This window comes from Pseudomonas sp. RA_5y_Pfl1_P24, from assembly GCF_963970945.1.
In the GTDB taxonomy this organism is placed as follows: domain Bacteria; phylum Pseudomonadota; class Gammaproteobacteria; order Pseudomonadales; family Pseudomonadaceae; genus Aquipseudomonas; species Aquipseudomonas tritici.
On sequence record NZ_CAXAOJ010000003.1, the window covers coordinates 1 to 20,220 of the forward strand.

The 20,220-nt window shown below is 60.7% G+C and carries 15 protein-coding genes and 1 pseudogene; 7 read left to right on the plus strand and 9 right to left on the minus strand.

Annotated features, from left to right (window positions below; genetic code table 11):
* Positions 1–167: 167 nt before the first annotated feature.
* Both AACY30_RS04700 and AACY30_RS04705 read right to left on the minus strand, forming a co-directional pair.
* Positions 168–821: a DsbA family oxidoreductase gene (locus AACY30_RS04700; RefSeq protein WP_339417816.1), complete on the minus strand. Its 654-nt coding sequence runs from the start codon at positions 819–821 to the stop codon at positions 168–170.
* A gap of 68 nt (positions 822–889) precedes the next feature.
* Positions 890–1,909 carry an alpha/beta fold hydrolase gene (locus tag AACY30_RS04705; RefSeq protein ID WP_339540051.1) on the minus strand — a complete coding sequence of 340 codons (1,020 nt, stop codon included), beginning with the start codon at positions 1,907–1,909 and terminating at the stop codon, positions 890–892.
* A 196-nt stretch (positions 1,910–2,105) separates the two neighbouring features.
* Between AACY30_RS04705 and AACY30_RS04710 the strand changes: the two genes are divergently transcribed.
* On the plus strand, positions 2,106–7,706 hold the full coding sequence (locus AACY30_RS04710) for a dermonecrotic toxin domain-containing protein (protein WP_339539917.1): 5,601 nt from the start codon (positions 2,106–2,108) through the stop codon (positions 7,704–7,706).
* Between the two features lie 95 nt (positions 7,707–7,801).
* A complete protein-coding gene (gene metR / locus AACY30_RS04715) occupies positions 7,802–8,719 on the plus strand; it encodes a transcriptional regulator MetR (protein WP_049709781.1) in 918 nt (305 codons plus the stop codon).
* Between the two features lie 54 nt (positions 8,720–8,773).
* On the opposite strand, the gene AACY30_RS04720 is transcribed toward metR, so the two are convergent.
* From AACY30_RS04720 to AACY30_RS04745, 6 genes are all read right to left on the minus strand, one after another.
* Positions 8,774–9,280, minus strand: coding sequence for a GNAT family N-acetyltransferase (locus AACY30_RS04720; protein ID WP_339539919.1), 507 nt, complete (start codon positions 9,278–9,280; stop codon positions 8,774–8,776).
* Positions 9,277–9,684 carry an NUDIX hydrolase gene (locus tag AACY30_RS04725; protein WP_339468664.1) on the minus strand — a complete coding sequence of 136 codons (408 nt, stop codon included), beginning with the start codon at positions 9,682–9,684 and terminating at the stop codon, positions 9,277–9,279. Before AACY30_RS04725 ends, AACY30_RS04720 begins: the two co-directional genes overlap by 4 nt.
* Positions 9,685–9,812: 128 nt before the next feature.
* The gene (locus tag AACY30_RS04730; protein WP_339468663.1) at positions 9,813–11,153 is read right to left on the minus strand and encodes an HD domain-containing phosphohydrolase; all 1,341 of its coding nucleotides are present in this window, start codon (positions 11,151–11,153) and stop codon (positions 9,813–9,815) included.
* Between the two features lie 167 nt (positions 11,154–11,320).
* The gene (locus AACY30_RS04735) at positions 11,321–11,593 is read right to left on the minus strand and encodes a type B 50S ribosomal protein L31 (protein WP_339539921.1); all 273 of its coding nucleotides are present in this window, start codon (positions 11,591–11,593) and stop codon (positions 11,321–11,323) included.
* A gap of 100 nt (positions 11,594–11,693) precedes the next feature.
* On the minus strand, positions 11,694–13,019 hold the full coding sequence (locus tag AACY30_RS04740) for an APC family permease (RefSeq protein WP_339468661.1): 1,326 nt from the start codon (positions 13,017–13,019) through the stop codon (positions 11,694–11,696).
* A 92-nt stretch (positions 13,020–13,111) separates the two neighbouring features.
* Positions 13,112–13,927: a carbon-nitrogen hydrolase family protein gene (locus AACY30_RS04745; protein ID WP_339417806.1), complete on the minus strand. Its 816-nt coding sequence runs from the start codon at positions 13,925–13,927 to the stop codon at positions 13,112–13,114.
* A 93-nt stretch (positions 13,928–14,020) separates the two neighbouring features.
* On the opposite strand from AACY30_RS04745, the gene AACY30_RS04750 reads away from it, so the two are divergent.
* The 3 genes from AACY30_RS04750 (at position 14,021) to AACY30_RS04760 (ending at position 17,738) form a co-directional block, all read left to right on the plus strand.
* The gene (locus tag AACY30_RS04750) at positions 14,021–14,785 is read left to right on the plus strand and encodes a helix-turn-helix transcriptional regulator (protein WP_339539923.1); all 765 of its coding nucleotides are present in this window, start codon (positions 14,021–14,023) and stop codon (positions 14,783–14,785) included.
* A gap of 28 nt (positions 14,786–14,813) precedes the next feature.
* Entirely contained in the window at positions 14,814–16,433 is a 1,620-nt protein-coding gene (locus tag AACY30_RS04755) for an FMN-binding glutamate synthase family protein (RefSeq protein ID WP_339468660.1), read from the plus strand.
* A gap of 174 nt (positions 16,434–16,607) precedes the next feature.
* Positions 16,608–17,738, plus strand: coding sequence for an OpgC family protein (locus tag AACY30_RS04760; RefSeq protein ID WP_339539925.1), 1,131 nt, complete (start codon positions 16,608–16,610; stop codon positions 17,736–17,738).
* A 39-nt stretch (positions 17,739–17,777) separates the two neighbouring features.
* On the opposite strand, the gene AACY30_RS04765 is transcribed toward AACY30_RS04760, so the two are convergent.
* On the minus strand, positions 17,778–19,196 hold the full coding sequence (locus AACY30_RS04765) for an amino acid permease (protein WP_339468658.1): 1,419 nt from the start codon (positions 19,194–19,196) through the stop codon (positions 17,778–17,780).
* 179 nt (positions 19,197–19,375) lie between these two features.
* On the opposite strand from AACY30_RS04765, the pseudogene AACY30_RS04770 reads away from it, so the two are divergent.
* Positions 19,376–20,024, plus strand: a pseudogene (locus AACY30_RS04770) (transglycosylase domain-containing protein); the annotation flags it as partial.
* Positions 20,025–20,032: 8 nt separating this feature from the next.
* Positions 20,033–20,167, plus strand: a complete 135-nt coding sequence (locus AACY30_RS04775; protein WP_339468678.1) for a hypothetical protein — start codon at positions 20,033–20,035, stop codon at positions 20,165–20,167.
* The last annotated feature ends 53 nt before the right edge of the window (positions 20,168–20,220 follow it).

Here is a 20,220-nt window from a genome sequence, read left to right on the forward strand (position 1 = left end):
AAGCCTGCGTTCGGCCAGCGTGGTTGATGGGGCGCCTGAGATCAAAATCAAAAACAGATCAAAAGCCAGAGCAACCGCTGCTCAGCCGAGCTCGGGCATCGGGCGGAAAGTTGTGTAGATACCTATGGTCATCGCAGGCAAGCCAGCTCCCACTTTTTAGATCAGTTTCAGGATTTGGCTTCGCTGATGATCTGCCGAATCGCGCCCACAAATGCCTCGGCTGGCTGGCCACCGCTGACGGCGTACTGATCGTTGAACACAATGGTCGGCACCGAGGTCACGCCACGGGAGATCCACAGCTGTTCCTGTTCGCGGACATCGGCGGCGTATTCATCGGAGGCGAGAATCTCGGCCGCACGTTTGATATCCAGGCCAACGCTTTCTGCAATGATCGCCAGCGTCGCATGATCGGAAGGGTCCTGGCCGTCAGTGAAATACGCCTTGAACAGCGCTTCCTTGAGGTTGTACTGCAAGCCTTCCAGCCCGGCCCAATGCAGCAGGCGGTGGGCGTCGAAGGTGTTGTAGATACGGCTCTGACCATCCGTGCGAAAAGCAAAGCCCAACGCAGCCCCCATGTCGCGGATTCGCGCACGGTTTGCCTGGGACTCTTCGGCGGTGGAGCCGTATTTTTCGGTGATGTGCTCGACGATGTTCTGGCCCTCGGCGGGCATGTTCGGGTTCAGCTCGAACGGCTGGAAATGGATCTCGGCCTGTACTTCGGCGCCAAGCTGGTCGAGGGCTTCGGTCAGCCCGCGCAGGCCGATGATGCACCAGGGGCAGGACACGTCGCTGACGAAATCGATTTTCAGGGGAGTACTCATGGCAGGCAACCTCGCTGGCGTTCTTTGTGGCAGTAGCAGTGCCGGAAAGGTTGCACGATACACCAATGTCACAGCAGCTTCGAAGGCGCGACCGGGTCAATCTGCGCCCAGTGCGCGGCATCTTCACGATGCGCTTGCAGGTACGGCAACACCGCCGCCAGCAATGGCGCCTTGAACGCCTCTTGAAAACGATGGGCCAAGCCAGGAATCAGCGTCAACTGGCTGCCCTGGATATGCGCCGCCAAGTGCACGCCGTGCATCACCGGTAACAGCGGGTCGGCAGTGCCATGCACGACCAGGGTTGGCACGCGCAACTGGTTGAGCAATGGCACCCGGCTCGGTTCGGCAAGGATCGCCATGATCTGGCGCTTCACGCCTTCTGGGTTGAACGCTCTGTCGTAGGACAGCGCCGCCTGATGCAGCAACGCCTGGCGATCATCCTTCACATTCGGGCTGCCCAGCGCCGCCAACAGGTCCGCCTGCTGCTCCAGCGCCACTTCTCGATTGGGCGCACTGCGCCGTGATAACAATTGCACCAGCGCCGCATTCGGCGCTGGCAGGCCTTCGGCGCCAGAACTGGTCATGATCAACGTGAGGCTCTCGACCCGTTGCGGCGCCATGGCCGCCAGGTGCTGGGCGATCATGCCGCCCATGCTCGCACCCAGCACATGGAATTGCTGGACCTGCAAAGCGTTCATCAAGCCCAGGGCGTCGTCGGCCATGTCGGTCAGCGTATACGGCGCCGCCACCGGCAAGCCGAGCTTGTAGCGCAGTACCTCAAAGGTCAGGTTGGCGCCCGCCGGGGCCTGTCGCCAGGTCGACAGGCCGACGTCACGGTTGTCGTAGCGGATCACCCGGAACCCCTGTTGGCACAGGGCGACCACCACTTCGTCCGGCCAGTGGATCAACTGCCCGCCCAGGCCCATCACCAGCAACAAGGCAGGGTCGGAGGCACGACCGATGCTCTGGTAAGCGATGCTCACCTGAGCCAGGTCGACCGTTTGGGTCGGGACATTGACGTCACATCGAGAAGCCGCAAAAGACGGCAGGCCGAACAGTAAAGCGGCCAGTAAAAACAACACGCGCATGAAATACACCGAAACGCAGAACCCCAGTAGAACGCGAGTCTGATGAAGTTTGTTCAAGCGCGCTGCCACACTTCCATGACAGTTTAATGAAGGCCGCCCAACGGTCGGTGACCTACCTATGTAACCCCAAAGCCTGGGGAGTGAAGCGCTCAATACGGGTTTGCCGGTAATCCCGGCCCTTTGGAGCCCCGTCACCATGTCCAAAACGTCCGTCTTCGATATCCTCCCGGCGCATCCCCCCGCGGAATTTGCCCGTCTGCACTCGGCAAGCGCTGCCTTGGGTAGCAACGAGAACGCGATGCGCCAGGCCCATCAGCGCCTGCAACGCTGTCGCGAGGAAATGCTTACACTGATGGCCGCAACCCCGACGGTGCGGACCTCAATTCGCTGGTATCTGCAACAACGCCTGGAGCTGAACAGCGATCGAGTCAGCCTGCATTTCTTCCCCACCGACACCGCGCCAAGAGCGCGTTTCAACCTGACCGAAGCCTGCGGTTTTTTTCTCGGCCACCCCCAGGCGTCGACCGACGCACTGCGCGCCGGTGAAGTGGTTAACTTGCCCGCTGGACATCGCTACGCCAGTTGGTCGGCAACGCGCCTGCTGGAGTCGGTCAGGGTGCTGGACCTCAAGCAAGCCTTGCTGGAGGGATGGAACGCTTACTGGATGAGCCGAGCGCCCGGCACAGGCGTCTCGCGGCGGGAACGGGCGGCGCAGCTGTACAAGACACACTTCGAGGTGTCCGCGCAATTTGTCCAAGCCAGCCGCGTACAGCGCGCGGATCAATTCAAGGTGCTGCAGGTGCTGATCGATCCGCACACCGTCGAGCTGGACGGCCAGCACTTGTATACCGAACAAATGCGGCTCACCCGCGCGAACGGCGAGCAGTTGGCGTTGCCGGGCGCATGGGTCGTCACGCTGGACAGCGACGCACCGGTCAACCAGTTGTTGTACCTGCCGTTCCACGACCCGGCCTGGCAATTGTTCAGCAACAGGACCGATCTGGAGCGCTGGTTGCTGGACCATCAGCAAACACTGTTCAAAGTCAACGATCCGCTGGCCTCGATCCACTACCAAGTGCACGTCATGCCGCTGGACACGGGCATCAACCAATGGCTGGCCTCACTGGGCGAGGCCCAGTATCAGAGCACCCAGGTCAGCGAGCCTGCGTACGACCTGATCGAAGGCAGTATCAGCGCGCTGATCACGGCGGATGAACGCGATCAGCAACGCCAGAGCAACGCGCTGTTCGCACCCGCTCCAGCGCTGCCGGCAACCTTGATCCACGACGAGCCACAACCGACGCCGACATTCGGCCTGCTGAGTGCTGACCTCCCCGCCAGCGAACGCCAAGGCATGATCACGCAGCAACTGGCGGCGATCGAGCAGTGGCTGGGAAATGACGAGAATGCGGACTTGCAACACCCCAGGGTGATGGCATTGAAACAGCAACTCGACACCTTACACGGGCATCAGGACGCTGCTGCCACTGCTGCCTGGGGTTTGTTGACCAGGGGGGTGTTCGATGTTCCCACTCTCAACACTCACTTCACCGCATTGCACAGCGCCCGTCTCGGTGGCCTGCTCAGCGAGGCGCTGATCCAGCACACCCTGGGCCAGTTGACCACTGACGAACACGCGCTGGTGCAGAATCTGCTGACCTCTCCCGCCGTTGCCCGCGAGGCGACTAGCCCGGTTGCGGCCACCTTGAACCTGTCGCTGACCCGGCAACTGGACTCCTCCAGCACGACGGCCAGCACCACCGAACTCATCGGGCCCTTTCTGATCACCACTGCGCAAGCGTTGACAGACCCAGCCAACGCACGCCACAGCGTGCTGCTCTATTGGCCCGGCGCCGCCGGCGGGCTACAACGGTTTAATTCACGCCAGGATTTGGAACAGTCGTTGTTGCACCTGCAAGCCGACGAAACGGCACTGGCCGTCAGCTACACCCCCCTCACTGGAGACCCTCTGAATGACAGCCTGCGTCGCCAGCAAACGGCGTTCGACACGGAGGCCGCGACGATACGCTCAAACTACCCCCTACTGTCGCAACGGGAAAACGCGTTGGAAAACCTGCGCCTGAGAACCCTCGACTCCCTGCTGGTACCCGCCGCCGAAGCGCGGGACGCCGCCTTCATGCAACTGATCGAGCAAAACAACAGCAGCCACCTTGCTACCAGGATGCCGAGCTGGCTGCAACAAACGCCCGGCGCGCACTCAAGACTCAAGACCCTGATAGAGGTTTTCCCTGACGCCCTGGCGCAGGCTCAAGCATTGATCGCCCGCTCATTGCCTGAGCGCGAGGGCTATCTCAAGCGGCAGATCGACGCGCGCCTGCGCAAGGACTTCGCCCTCAAGCAAGGCTTCAGCGTGCAACTGGAGCTGCCGGACTCGGTCGAGCAACGTCGCGAGCCCACCGGTGGCGCGGCGCCGGGTACGCCGGTGAAGGTGGTCAACGTGCCCAGTGCCCAGCGCAGTTCTATGACACTGGAGGCGCTGGCTCTGGGCAATATCGACGAGGCCATCGGGCTGCGCATGGCCTTCAAGACCCTCACAGTACGCGCCGACGATGCCACTGAACTCGCTACCCTGAAGACGGGCCTCACCCACGCGTACCTGTTCAAGCTGGCACGCGACCTCAACCTGGCGCAGAAGTACGAAAACCTGATTCTCGACACGTTCAAGGGCAACGACCAAGAGTCCCTGTTTGCCACCCAATACCGTCGCGAATGCCTCCTGCAACCCTGGCGCCTGACCTTGCATCTGCAGGGCGAATGCGCGCACTTGCAAGGCCTCATAGACGCCCAGGCACTGCGCCTGTTGCAGATCGCCACGGACGCCGACCGCAACGAAGCGTGGAACGTCGAGGGCAAGCGCATCCGCCTGCTGCCCGCGCACCTGAGCGCCGGCACTGGCGACACCGGCGGAGCCAGCACGATCACCTTGTCCGGGATCACGTTTATCGAGGAGCAGAACAGTGGCCAGACCCTGCTCTACCTGCCTGAGGTGCCGGATGGTCAATGCCTGCGGCCCTACGCCAACCTAGAGCAGGCGCGCAAGGCGCTGTTCGATCGGTGTGCGCAAGACAGCATGGCCCGCTATGTGGCCGGATGTGCGTTGGAGGGCGCGGTCGCTGGGCATCTGTCGCGGCTGCAGCTTGCCCATCAGCAGGGGTTTGACGCGATGATCGGCGTGGGCCTCTCCTGGCCGACCTCCACCTCGTTGGCCGCCCATCAGTTGGATGCCTACATGGGACGCTTGCTCCAGTCGCATCGCAATGACTCGCGCTCGAATGCCGACCTGACGCTGCAAAAGTACGCGTTGCAGAGTGACACCTTGTTCAAGGGGATCAAGATCGCGCTGGGTGTGCTGCCGGTGATCGGTACTGCGGTCAACCTCGGCGACGGGGTTATCAGTTTGTACAACGCCGTCGACGCGTTTCGCCAAGGCAAACCCTTCCATGGGATCACCGAACTGGTGGCGGTATTCGAGTCCCTGGTGTATGCGCTGTTAGACATAGCCCCAGCAATGGGCGCACCTAAAGCCAGCGCCCGGGCCGCGCGCCAACTCACACGCGTTCGCCAGGCGTCCCGAGCGCTGCACCGGCAACCGTTCTGGAGCGCATTGCCACGGCAAAAACCTGCGGCTACGCGCTTGCGCTTCGAGGGGTACGCCTATGAAAAACCGCTGTCACTGGCCGATCTGCAGCCCCAGGCCAATGGCATTTACCGCCAGGTATACCGCCACGCTGAGGGTGATTTTATCCTTCATCAGGGCCTTACCTATCAGGTGGAATACGACAAGCACCTGCGCGCCCTGCGCTTGAGCGGCACCCGCAGCAAAACCTACAAGCAGCCGATCGGCCTGAATGAGCGTGGCCAGTGGGACACCCATGGCGGCTTGTATGGCACTTTGGTAGACGGTGGCCTGGCCGGTGGCGGCAACCTGCTCGGGCATCTGGCCGACCAGATGGACCCCTTGTGGCCAGCCGCCATTCGCGAATGGCTGCCACGCTGGTGGACTGACCACACGTGGCGCCAGCATCAGCGGTTGATGGGCCGTATCGCCAGCACTGAGCAGTCTATGGGTGCGCTCGCACAGCGGATCAACGTGCTGCTGCCACGTTACGCCGCGAATGACTTGTCGGTGATTTCCGATATTGAACGGGTCATGGACGAACTGATCGCACTCGCGAAAGTCATGGACGCCAACTTGGTGCGCATCAGTTCGCATGTGCGGGGCAACCGCGCCAGCCTGCTCAGAAAAGCACGGGGCGATACCGCGCAAGACGTTGTTCACTGCGCGCAGTTCCAGGTCAAGTTTAGTCTCGGACTGTTTTTCAAGACGGGTAACGAAACCAATGCCGCCCTCGCCCACCTCAACAGCCTGCCGTTTGATCAACTCGCCGCCCGGACCGCCCAGCGCGCGCAGGTCAGGCGCCTGCGCGTGCAAACCTACGAGTACTTAAGGCGCCTGGACACTGCCATCGAACAGATGAATCACTGGCTGCCGCTGGTGCAAGGCCCCTCCCGCACAATCATGGTCAACGCTGCAGAAACAATTAACCGGGGACTCTCCGAACGCCACCTGGTGAACATGAAAGCCGGTGAATTGATGGACCTGATTGTTCGTCGCCACCCAGAACAGGATGTTTCCTGGCACTACCTGCAAGGCCCGTTGCGCAATGCCGAGAATACATTGAGCCGCGCACTCTATTTGCAACTGCACCTGCTCGAAGCAGGAGCTGGCCCGGCCCAGCGTAATCAAATCCTGCGTTACTGCATCGCGGTCTACGGTAACTATCGGCGGCAGTTGAACAGTTGGCGAGCGAGCGCGCCGATGCACTTCGATGATGTTTACGTGGAAATGATGCACACGGAAATCGAAAAAATCCGGGGCTTGGCCGAAAAGGCACTGACCTACCAATCGACGCCCGCCCCGCGCGGCAGCAACAGAAGGGTGTTCGAGTCGGTCGACAATGTATTGCTGATCGGCGAAACCGCGCCGTCGGCAGCCGGGCAGCCACGTCGGTACACCATGACCGGCCCACGTGGTCACGAGCAAATCTGGGAACAAACGCCCAATGGCAGGTTTCACTTGACCAACCCATTGCCCTCGACGCCTTGGCAGCCGACTGCGCGAGACCTGCCGGCCACGCTACAAGCGGCCCGATACCGCCTGGAGGGTGTCTCGGCCCACCGGACAACCGTTGAGGGCTACGCTCGGCGGGGCATGAGCCCCAACGATCTGGAGTTCATGATGACCAGTGAAGCCGACTCTTTGAACCTGCAAGCACGTCACATCGAGGCGCTTGACCCTCAGGCCAGCATTCTCCCGGAACTTCGTCGCACCGCCACAGAGCTGACTGAGCAGGGGCGTCAGTTACGAATCGAGCAAATATGTAAAAGCCAGACCCCGACCGAAGGCTACCTCGACTACCTGCTGACACAACGAACGGACGCCAATCCCATTGTCGATATCCGCAAAACAGGTCCGATTGAAGCGTTGGGCAAACGCCAGGACGGTCGCCCGGACTTTATGCAGGAATACGAGGTCCGCGACCTGCGTAGCGCGGCCCCGCAAGTTCTGTGGTACGGCCACTTTCACTACGAAAGCAGTACGCCAAGGCAATTCGACACGTTCGTCAAAGCTCACCTCAAGATTCCCAGCCAACGCCGGCAGGGCCTGAAATGGCAGCAAATCCAGGCACAAGGAAGTGGTAGCAACCAGGTCACGCCGATCTGGCGCGGGAGCATCGGTAAGCCGTTTGCGATACTGCATTTCAAGGAAATATGACGCTGTAGAGGGGTGACAGCGTTGTGGAGCCACGTAATCATGAATAGAATTCAAGCACTTCAAATCAAAAATCAATTCTATTCATGGAGCCTCCGGTGCTCGAAATCCGTCACCTGAAAACCCTGCACGCCCTGCGCGAGGCTGACAGCTTGGTCGAAGCCGCCGAACGCCTGCACCTGACGCAGTCGGCACTGTCCCACCAGTTCAAAGAGCTGGAAGAGCGCCTGGGCATGCAATTGTTCGTGCGCAAGACCAAGCCGCTGCGTTTCACCAGCGCCGGCTTGCGCCTGTTGCAACTGGCCGACGCCACCCTGCCCTTGCTGCGCGGCGCCGAGCGGGACATCGCGCGCTTGGCCGGCGGCACTGCCGGGCGTTTGCACATGGCGATTGAATGCCACAGCTGCTTCCAGTGGCTGATGCCGACCATCGACCAGTTCCGCGATGCCTGGCCGGAAGTCGAGCTGGACCTGGCGTCCGGTTTCGCCTTCGCGCCGCTACCGGCCCTGGCGCGCGGCGACCTCGACCTGGTGGTGACCTCCGACCCGCTGGAACTGCCGGGCATCACCTATGTGCCGCTGTTCACCTACGAAGCCATGCTGGCAGTGGCCAACCAGCATGCGCTGGCGAACAAGGCGTACATCGTGCCGGAAGACCTGCTGACCGAAACGCTGATCACCTACCCGGTGGAACGCGACCGGCTGGACATCTTCACCCGCTTCCTGGAACCGGCCGACGTGGAACCCGCCCAAGTGCGCACCTCGGAACTGACAGTGATGATGATGCAACTGGTCGCCAGCGGACGTGGCGTGTGCGGCATGCCGCATTGGGCGCTGCATGAATACAGCTCGCGCGGTTACGTGAAGGCCAAGCGCCTGGGCGAGAAAGGCTTGTTTGCGACGCTGTACGCGGGGATTCGCGCGGACATGCTGGACGCGCCGTATATGCGCGATTTTTTGCTGACAGCCAAGGACACGTCGTTTTCAACGTTGGATGGGGTGAGTGCGGTTCGCTGACTTAAGAACACTGCGATCCAGTGTGGGAGCAGGCAAGCCCCCCCACATTGAACATCAGTGATCTTCCAGTTCGCGCCACATGTGGATCTTGTCGAAGTAATCGATGCCGACGCGCACCGCCAATGGCTCAAGGCCGTATTGGATAAAACCGCAGCGCTGGTACAAGGCAAACGCCGCGTCATTACCGGCGGTGACGGTCAGTTGAATCACCTTGAGGCACGGCTGTTTGCGCGCTTCTTCCAATGCCGCCTCGACCAACTGACGGCCCAGGCCTTTTTGCTGGTGGGCCGCGTTCACATACATGCCGAACAGCGTCACCTTGTGCCGCGCTTTCTCTCGCGCTTCAAACGCCAGGCCGACAATGCCGGCCAGTTCATCGCCTTCGAAAGCACCGAGCAGCCGGTCCAGCGGACTGCTCAAGCGTTTTCCCCACCCGCTCAACGGCATCGCGGCACGCTCCGCCACGCTGGAGGTGAACGCCTGGGGATAGGCGCCATAGGCCTCAAGCATCAATGCACGATAGGCCTCGGCGTGATGCGTCCCCAGCGTGCGAACCATCATGCGTTCAGCGACGAGCGGTAAAATGGCAGGATCAAATCGCGCGTCAAGGGCGCCAACTGCAGGCCGCCATCGCCGGCCGGGTCAATCCAGCGTACCTCTTCGATTTCGGCGGCGGGGGTTACCACAACGTCGATCTGCACCTGGAACAACTCGGCTTCCACGGTGAACCCCGGCTCGTTGACCGCGGGTGCGGAAAACGTGCCGAGGTAGACGGCGGCACTGGGCTCGATACGCAGGTTGAGTTCTTCGTGCAGCTCGCGGGCCAAGGCCTCGGCGGGTTGCTCGCCAGCGTCGATTTTGCCGCCGGGTTGCATGAAGGCCTGGGTGCCGCGCTTGCGCACCAGCAGGGTCTGGCCGTCAGCGCCGATCAGGAGGGCAGCGGCGATGCGGATCGTGGAGGTCATGAAAAGTCTTCCTTGGCGGTAAAGGCCGTAAGGATCACATGCGCCCGGGCACACCGCAATCAATGTGAGCGCTGGCTTGCCTGCGATAGCGGTTTGACTGAAGCCAGCTCCCACATCCTTTAACGCGCTCAGCCGGGGGGCGCAGTTTGCTCCTTGATAAACAAGCTGTAGCGCGCGCCTTCCATGGCCTCGAACGCAATCAACTTGTCCACCAACGGCAGGTTCAACACCTTGCCGGCGTTAAGCAACAGCATGCCGTTGTCAGCATTGAGGTTGCGCGCCAGTACCATTCCCTCCTCCAACTCGCGGGTGCCAAGGACTTTGACGCTGGGGTCGCCCAAGGTCACGTCTTTGAGGTAGATGGCGCAGACCATTACAAAATCTTCGACCATCACCGGGTCATACAGCCGCCCAGCGTATTTGCGGATGTACAGCAGCGCCTCGTCGCTGTTCATCTGCCGCTCCAGGATCAGACCTTTTTGCAGCTCAATAAAATCCACCGCAAGTTTCAGCAGACGCGAGCCGGCGGGAATCGCTTCACCCTTGAGGTGGTCAGGGAAACCGCTGCCGTCCCAGCGTTCCTGGTGATGGCGGATCAACCGCGCGGCATCCTTCATCGGGTCCAGGGTCATCAGCAGTGATTCACTCTGGGTGGCGTAGGCGCGATAGCGTTCACGGTCGCTGCCGTGCAGCAGGTCCGAGGGTGAAGCCATCATGCTGTCGCTCCAGCTCAGCTTGCCGATGTTGTAAAGCGCGGCGGCCATGGTCAGGTCACGGTTGCTGGCCTCGTCCACACCATGGGCCACACACCAGGTGCGTACCAGTTCGATGATTTGCCGATTGGTCTGCTTGGCGCGGGGCAGGCGCAGGTTGGCCAACAGCGAGAACACCTCCGTGCCGGTGGCGTAGCTGTGCTTGAGTTCTTCGTAGGCCAGGTCGAGCATGTCGGCGGTCTGTTGCAGCTCGCTGGTACGCGAGGCCACACGTTTTTCCAGGGTGGCGTTGAGCTGCTTGAGTTCATCGTTCTGCTGCTGGATCAGTTGTTCGAGGCGCAGGCGTTCAAGCTCGGAATGCTGGTGGGCCAGGGATTGGCGCAGCGCCAGCAGTAACTCCTCATCTTTCCAGGGTTTGCTCAGGTAGCGGTAGATCTCGCCTTCATTGATGGCTTTGACGATCAGCGTCAGGTCGGTCTCGCCTGTCAGCAGAATGCGCACGGTGTGGGGATAGCGCTGGTGGACATGAGCCAGCAGCGAAGCACCGTCCATGTCCGGCAGGCGCGCGGCGCTCATCACCAGGTCGATGGGTTGGCTGGCCAGGATGGCCAAAGCCTCGGCAGCGCAAGTGGCGCTGTGCAGGTCGAAAGGTTCCAGACGCAACAGGTGCGTGAGTCTGTGGAGAACCTCCGGATGGGCATCAATCAACAGCACCACGGCGCGGTCGGTATCGGTGAACGTAACTGACTCTCCCATGAGACACCTCGGATCGTCGGTGTGCGATCCTTAGGTTGGGGTCTGCCTTCCTGGCCATTACTAAACAGTTTAGTAGGTTTCGTAAAAGGTGATAGCTTTCCGACATCAACGCATAAAAAAAGCCGCTCCAGAAACCAGAGCAGCCTTCGAGGTGAAACCAACATGCCTCACGCTTCAGCGTTTTTCGGGCTCGAACCAAACGAAGCAAAACGCTTGTTGAACCCGGCAATCCGGCCTTCGACCTGGGTCTTGCGCTGTTGCCCGGTGTAGATCGGGTGCGAGGCGCTGGATACGTCCAGCGGGATGTAGGGGTAAGGGTTGCCGTCGCTATGGGTATGGGTGCGGTCGCTGTCGGCGGTGGAGCCGATCAGGAAGAACACGTCGGCGGCGGTGTCGTGGAACAGCACGGTGCGGTAGTCGGGATGGATACCAGCTTTCATAAGGCCTCCGGGGCGTCTGGGTGCTTTTGATGCGTTATACAGTAACATAAATCATGCACCCAAACGAGAACCGATTGCAATAAGGATAGGCCTGCAGCTTCTATGCGGCTTCCTGGAAGTCCATTTCCGGTGGCTGTCGAGAGAAACCGCGGGTGAGGAAGCCCAGGTAAACCACCCCGATCGCCAACCACGCCAAGCCCAGGTAAATCGCCAGGTGATCGAGGCTGACCATCAGCCATAAATCCGCCAGCAGGCCGATGGCCGGGAATACCAGGAACAGGATCAGCTCACGCACACCCCGTTGCTTGGCGCCGATCCAGTAATGGAAGATCACCGACAGGTTCACCAGACTGAACGCCAGGAAGGCGCCGAAGTTGATAAACGATGTGGACGTGGTCACGTCCAGCTTCAACGCCAGCAGCGCCACCACCGCGCACAACAGGATGCTGTTGACCGGTGTGCCAAAGCGCGCATGCAGGGTGCCAAAGAACGACTTGGGCAACACGCCGTCGCGGCCCATCGCAAACAACAAGCGCGAACCACTGGCCTGGGCCGACAGCCCCGAGGCGAACTGGCCAACGATCAGGCCGATCAGGAAGATCGACACAAACAAGTCGCCACCGATGTTGCGCGCGATTTCATACGCCGCCGAATCCACATTGGTGAATTCGAAAGACGGGTGCGCGATCTGCACAAAGTAGGACACCGCCACGAAAATCAGCCCGCCAATCAGGGTGATCAACATGATCGCTCGTGGGATGGTGCGGCGCGGGTCGCGGGTTTCTTCGGTGAGGGTGCTGACCGCGTCAAAGCCCAGGAATGAATAGCAAGCGATGGCCGCGCCGCTCATGATCAGCGGAAGTTGCATCTGGCCGTTGAAGAACGGAGCGGTCGTCCATAGAGGCTTGCTAGCATCACCACCGATGTAGTGGATGCACAGCGCCACAAACGCAATCAACACCAGGAACTGCACCAGCATCAGCAAGGCATTGATGCCGTTCGCCAGCTTGAGGCCGACGATATTGATGGCGCTGGTGATGCCGATAAACGCCAACACCCAGATCCACTGCGGCAGCGCTGGGAACGCTGAGTTGAGGTACGCCGCACCGATCAGCCAGATCGCCATGGGCAGGAACAGGTAGTCGAGCAGCACTGCCCAGCCGGCGATAAACCCCAGTTTCGGGCTGATGGCTTTGCGCACGTAGCTGTAGGCGGAACCGGCGACCGGAAACGCCGAGGCCATGCGCCCGTAACTCATGGCGGTGAAGAACATCGCCACAAGCGCTGCCAGATAAGCGGCAGGGACCATACCCGCAGTGGATTGCGCCAAGATACCGAAGGTGCCGAGCACAATGATCGGCGTCATATAGGCGATGCCGAACAGCACCACCGACCCTAATGACAGGGTGCGTTGCAAATGAGCCATGAGCGATTCTCCGCGAAATTATTAGATTTATGGCAGAACTTAAGTCGATGAAGCCGTTGTCGTTTTTCTTATGTCGATCGTAGTGAGCGGGCTTAAGGAATCAGCAGTTCGCGCGTGCCGTCAGTGTGCTCGATCACCTCACCCGGCAACTTCAAGCGCTGGTCATCCAGGTAGCGGTAGTCCTTGCGCGCCGCTGCCAATTGGTCGAGATCCAGCTCGACCGTGAATTGCCCTTCGTCGCGCCCGGCTTCAAACAGCAAGGTACCAAACGGGTCCACCAGCGCACTGCCACCGGCAAACAACAATCCGCCATCCCCCTCTTCCACTCGGTTGACCATCAGCGCAAATGCCTGGTTTTCCTGGGCGCGCGCCATGATCGCGGTGCGGTGCGTGGGGCCGTACGGGTCCATGTTGCCGTTGGTGACGATCAGCAATTCGGCGCCCAGTTGCGCATTGGCTCGGGCGGTTTCCGGGAACTCAATGTCGTAGCAGATCAACAGACCGACGCGCACACCGTTCCAGAGGCAAGTGGCGTAGCGATCGCCTGGGGCGAATACACCGCGATCCGAGGCCCACAGATGGGTCTTGCGATAACGCAGGGCGATGCCTTCGGGGGTGATCAGCAAGGTGGTGTTATAGAATTGGCCATCGTCGCTTTCGGCCATGCCGATCACCACGGCGATATGGCGCGCGCGGGCGGCCTGGATCACGGCCTGCACGGTAGGCCCGTCCAGCGGTTCAGCGATGTCAGCGACGGTCTCGGCGCTGGGGAAGCCCATCAGGTGGGTTTCCGGGAAGACGATCAGTTGCGTGTCCGCAGCCGCTGCAGCGATCGCCGCCAAGGCCCGCTCAAGGTTGTAAGCTGTACCGTTATCACGGCCCGCCAACTGGGCAAATTCGACCTTCATGGGTATTCCTTGTTCTGTGTACGTGCCGCAGTATGCGCAGGCGCAACCGGCCAGGGAATCACGCGGCGGGGGTAACCCGATAGGGGTAGAACAATGACCATGTCATTGCAAGACATCGCCTGGCACCGTTCGGTGGGGCAAATGATAGACGCCCTGGACCAGCCCAATTTCTGGACCCAGCTTGTCCGCCTGCTGGACCAATACGTGCCGTTCGACAGTTGGGTGGTATTGCTGTTCAGCAGCGAACACCGCCCGCTGGTATTCGCCGAATGCCCAGGCGCCGATGGCACACCGGATCATTTGTTCCAGGACTACCTCAACGGCCTGTACCTGCTCGACCCCTTCTACATCGCCAGCCGTGAACATTCGCGCACCGGGCTGTTGCGCCTGGCCGAAGTGGCGCCGGAGCACTTCGAACTCACCGAGTACTACCAGCGCTACTTCCGCCTGAACGTGGTGGCTGATGAAATCCAATTTAATTGCCAGCAGCCGGATGGGCGTACCCTGTGCCTGTCACTGGGCTCCAGGCAGCGCTTTGACCCGGCGCAGATTGCCCTGCTGTCGTTGATCCAGCCCTGGGTGCTGGGCCTGCTGCGCCAGCGCCTGCCCTTTGAACTGCACCAGGTCAGCGCCCCGCAGCCGCCGGTCCAGAATGATGAGTGGGGCGCGCAACTCACCGCCCGCGAGCTGGATGTGGGCCGTTTGATGCTCAGCGGTTGCTCCAGCAAAGAAATCGCTCGTAAGCTGGAAATCTCTGTTGAAACCGTGAAAGTCCATAAGAAACACATGTACAGCAAGCTAGGGATCAAATCCCAGTCAGAGCTGTTCTCGATCTTTCTACAGGCGCAAAACGCCTAGCCGATGAGTCCGAATCCAGGAAACCCGTATGAGCCTGTCGCTACTGAGTCGTTACGCTTTCTTTGCCGTGTGCGTCATTTTCACCCTCGCCAGCCTCCCCTTTATCGAACATGAATGGCTGTGGCCGATCACGGTGGTCACCGGGGTGTTGAGCCTGATCGGGATTTTCGACCTGCTGCAAAGCCCCCACGCCGTGCGCCGCAACTACCCGATCCTGGGCAATATCCGTTACCTGGTAGAAGCCATCCGCCCGGAAATCCGCCAGTACCTGCTGGAGTCCGACAGCGACGCCCTGCCCTTCTCCCGGGCCCAGCGTTCATTGGTGTATTCGCGCGCCAAGAATGAATCTGCCGACAAACCCTTCGGCACCTTGATCGACGTGTACCAGTCAGGTTTCGAATTCATCGGCCACTCCATGCGCCCCGCGCCGCTCAGCGACCCCAGCGCGTTCCGCGTGATGGTTGGCGGCCCACAGTGCACGCAACCGTACTCGGCGTCGGTGTTCAATATCTCGGCAATGAGCTTTGGCTCGTTGAGCGCCAACGCAATTCGCGCGTTGAACCAAGGTGCCAAACTGGGCAACTTCGCCCATGACACCGGCGAAGGCAGCATCAGCTCCTACCACCGCGAGAACGGCGGCGACCTGACCTGGGAATTGGGCAGCGGCTATTTCGGCTGCCGCACCAGTGACGGCCGTTTCGATCCGGAACGTTTCGCCGTGCAGGCGCAGAATCCACAAGTGCGCATGATCGAAATCAAGATGAGCCAGGGCGCCAAACCCGGCCATGGCGGGATCCTGCCCAAGCACAAAGTCACCCAGGAAATTGCCGATACCCGCGGCATCATGATGGGCGAAGACTGCATCTCGCCGTCGCGCCACAGCGCGTTTTCCACCCCTATCGAACTGATGCAGTTCATCGCCCAACTGCGCGAACTGTCCGGCGGCAAACCGGTAGGCTTCAAGTTCTGCCTGGGTCACCCGTGGGAATTCATGGGCATCGCCAAGGCCATGCTCGAAACCGGCATCCTTCCGGACTTTATCGTAGTGGATGGCAAGGAAGGCGGCACCGGCGCCGCGCCGGTGGAGTTCACCGACCATATCGGCGTGCCGCTGCGTGAAGGCCTGCTGTTTGTGCACAACACCCTGGTGGGCCTGAACCTGCGCGACAAGATCAAACTCGGCGCCAGCGGCAAGATCGTCAGCGCGTTCGACATCGCCAGCGTCCTGGCCATCGGCGCCGATTGGGCCAACTCGGCGCGCGGCTTTATGTTCGCGATCGGTTGCATTCAATCGCAGAGCTGCCACACCAACAAATGCCCGACCGGCGTTGCTACCCAAGATCCGTTGCGTCAACGTGCGCTGGTGGTCCCGGACAAAGCCCAGCGCGTATTCAACTTCCATCGCAACACGCTCAAGGCGCTGGCGGAAATGCTCGCCGCGGCCGGCCTGGATCATCCGTCGCAGCTGTCGGCCAAGCACTTGGTACGGCGCATGTCGGCGACAGAGATCAAGCTGTTTTCGCAGTTGCATGTGTTTCTCAAGCCTGGGGAGTTGCTCACGGGTGAGGTGAACGGGGCGTTCTATTCCCGCATGTGGCAGATGGCGCGGGCGGACAGTTTTGAGGCGCAGGAAGTCGTCGCCGCCTGATAACCCTCCTTCTTGAGCCTGCCCGTGCCGGGCAGGCCGTCGAGACATTCAGTAATACCCAACCTTTGCAATTGCTTACAAATACCGCCAACCTGCGCCCGCCCGACGGGTGGCGTGCGCCAACGCCCACGCCTGCCTGTCTTTAATAAACATTTCGTACAAGAGCCCGCTGCCATGTTGAACGGACGCGACCCGCGCATCGATTTTTTTCGGGGCCTGGCGTTGATCTTCATTTTCTGGGATCACGTCCCCCACAACCCGCTCGGCCAGATCACGCTGCGCAACTTCGGCTTCAGCGATGCGGCTGAGGTGTTTGTATTTCTCGCCGGCTACGCGGCGGTATTGGCCTACGGCAAGATCCTGCAACGCGATGGCTATTGGATTGCCTCGCTGAAAATCCTGCGGCGTGCCTGGGTGTTATATGTGGTGCATATCTTCCTGCTGGCGATGCTGATGGGCATCGTGTTCTTCGCCAACAGCCACGTGGAAACCCGCGACCTTGTCGAAGAGATGGGCCTGACGCACTTCGTCACCCACCCGCAGCAAGCGCTGACCGATGAGCTGCTGCTGCGTTTCAAACCCAACCTGATGGACCCGTTGCCGCTCTACATCGTGCTGCTGGCAGGACTGCCGCTGGTGTTGCCGTTGATGCTGCGCAACACCTGGGCGGTGGTGGCCGTGTCTACGACGATCTACTTGCTGGCGCCGTGGATGGGCTGGAACCTGCGGGCGATTGCCGATGGTGTCTGGTACTTCAACCCCGTCACTTGGCAACTGCTGTTCATACTGGGAGGTGCGGCGGCGCTCTACAGCCGACAAGAACGGCCGGTGGACACCCGGCCACTGCGCCGCCAGCCGATGTTTGTCGCGGCAACGATTTATGTGTTGATGGCCGGCGTGCTCACGCTGTCCTGGCGCTGGCCGCAGATCCACGATGCGCTGATGCCGTCGATGATCAGCGACCTCATCTACCCCATCAGCAAGACCGACTTATCACCGCTGCGCCTGCTGCACTTCCTTGCCCTGGCTTATGTCACCGCCAAGCTGCTGCCGGGCCGTGGCTGGACCGAAAACTGGCTGGCGCAACATACCTGTCGCATGGGGCGTTATTCGCTGGAGGTGTTTTGCCTGGGCGTCGTGCTCGCGCCGTTGGCGGACATGATCAATGCCATGGCCGGGGATGCTTTGGCGATTCAATTGATGACCGCTGTGGCCGGTGCTGCACTGATGGGGTTGCTAGCGCTGTGGCTGGAGTTCAACAAGCGTCTGGATCAGTCGCTCAAGGCAAGCGTGCACGCGGGATAGACTGGATGGCCCGCCGCACGCAGCGGGCCATTTGTGGCGTCAGGCCGAACGCACCGGCGCCGCAGTCGCGTTGTTCGGTTGCAGCTTGAACACGTAGAACAGCACCGTGAGCAGCACCAGGAAGGCCGGCCCCACATACAACGCCACGCGAGTATCCGGGAAGTACGCCATCAGGCCCACCACCAGCACCAGGAACGCCAGCGCCAGGTAGGAACTGACCGGGTAAAACCACATGCGGTACTTGAGACCGGCCTGCTCAGCGGGACTCAGGCTTTTGCGGAATTTGAGCTGGGCCAGCAGTATCATCAGCCAGGTCCAGATCGCGCCAAAGGTAGCGATGGACGTTACCCAGACGAACACTTGGTCCGGCACCAGGTAGTTGAGCAGCACGCCCAGCAACAAAGCAAAGATCGACAACAACAGCGCCTTGCGCGGCACGCCATTGCTCGAGGTGGTGCCAAAGGTGGCCGGTGCCTGCCCGTTCTGCGCCAGGCTGTAGAGCATGCGCCCCGTACTGAAAATACCGCCGTTGCACGACGACAGCGCCGCCGTGATCACCACGAAGTTGATGATGCCCGCAGCGGTCTTGATGCCCAAGCGCTCGAACGTCATCACGAACGGGCTGCCCTGAGTGCCGATTTCATTCCACGGGTAGATCGACAGAATCACAAACAACGCACCGACGTAGAACAGCAGGATGCGCCAGAACACCGAGCCGATAGCGCTTGGAATCGTCTTCTGCGGGTTGCGTGCTTCACCGGCGGTGAGGCCGATCATCTCGACGCCCAGGTAGGCAAACATCACCATCTGCAGCGACATCAACACGCCTTGCACGCCGTTGGGCATGAAACCGCCATGGGCCCACAGGTTGGAAATACCCAGCGCCACGCCGTTGTTGCCAAAGCCGAACGCGATGATGCCGACGCCGCCGATGACCATCGCAATGATGGTGACGATCTTGATCAACGCGAACCAGAATTCGAATTCACCGAAGGCTTTTACTGCGATGAGGTTGATCGTACCCATGCTGATCAGTGCCGCCAGGGCCCAGATCCAGCGCGGCGTGTCTGGGAACCACACGCCCATGTACACAGCCACGGCGGTGATCTCTGCAACGCACGTTACCAGCCACAGGAACCAGTAGTTCCAGCCGGTGAGAAAGCCCGCCAACGGGCCGAGGTAATCCTGGGCATAACGGCTGAACGAACCGGCGACGGGGTTGTGCACCGCCATCTCACCGAGCGCACGCATGATCACCAGGATCGCCAGGCCACCGATGATGTACGACAGCATGATTGCCGGGCCGGCCATTTCAATGGCCTTGGCCGAACCGAGGAACAGGCCGACACCAATGCAGGCGCCTAGGGCCATCAGGCGAATGTGCCGCTCGCCAAGTTCGCGTTTGAGCGGACCGCCTTGAGCGGTCTCGCCGTGGGGCAGTGGGTTGCCGACAGGCATAAAGGTACAACCTCATTTTGTTATTGGAGTGTCCGCCGTGGAGCACGCTTGGCGGGCGTGCAGTATAAAAAGCGGGGCTTAGAGTGATTCACTATAAAAAACGAAAAATTCAGTGAAACCAACCGCAAAAATGCCATTTGGTAGGGGCATTATACCTGCCTTTAGCGGAAAAATGCCTCAGCGACGCCATCGCCTACCCGGGCGCCGGCCCGTTTGATAGGCGCTTGGGCTAGAGCGACCTGGACAGTTTTATCGGCCGGCTGCTCAAGCGTGGTTATGTGATCGAGGCCCAGACGCAGTTCTCTGCCGAACTGTTGGAGTACGCCCACAAAGGCCTGTTCGAGCCCTACGCTGAAAAGAGCCAGGCCGGGCTGTCGATCACCGATTGCCGTGCCGCTGTATCAATACGTGTATCCGCAGCAACTCTACGAGCGTTTCACCGCGATCCCGCCGCTGGTGGTCAACAGTTTGCTGTTTATCGAAAACCGCGACCTGCTCGACCCCGCGCCCCCCCCCAGGCCAACCCTGCCGTGGACTGGCCTCGCTTTGCCAGGGCTGCGTGGTCTCAGGTGGCCAAGCGGCTGCACCTGCCGGGGCAAAGCGCCGGCGGCAGTACCCTGGCCACGCAGTTGGAAACTGCGTATGTTCGCGCAGAATGCTCTGATTGATGCGCCGTTGTTGCTGGCCGCCTTGAGCGCGCCGTTGGCCTACCGCGACTGGCAATTACAACCCACCGTCCAGCCGATCAATACCAACAAGGGCATCAGCGTCGCCCGCAGCCGTCTGGCCGCCTTGCTTCAACGTCCGCTCTACGACTTGGACCGCGTATCCGCACCATGCTGGAGATCGAGGCCTTTCTCGACATCCATCAGCGCTGGCAGGCGCTCGGCTATCCGTTCGATCACTTGGTACCCTCACTGGCCACCGCGATTGGCAGTTCCGGCAACCGGGCAGTCACAGCCAGTGCATAAGCCCGGGCTGAGCCCACGCGGGATCGCCTCAATGCGATTCAGTCAGAGAACGT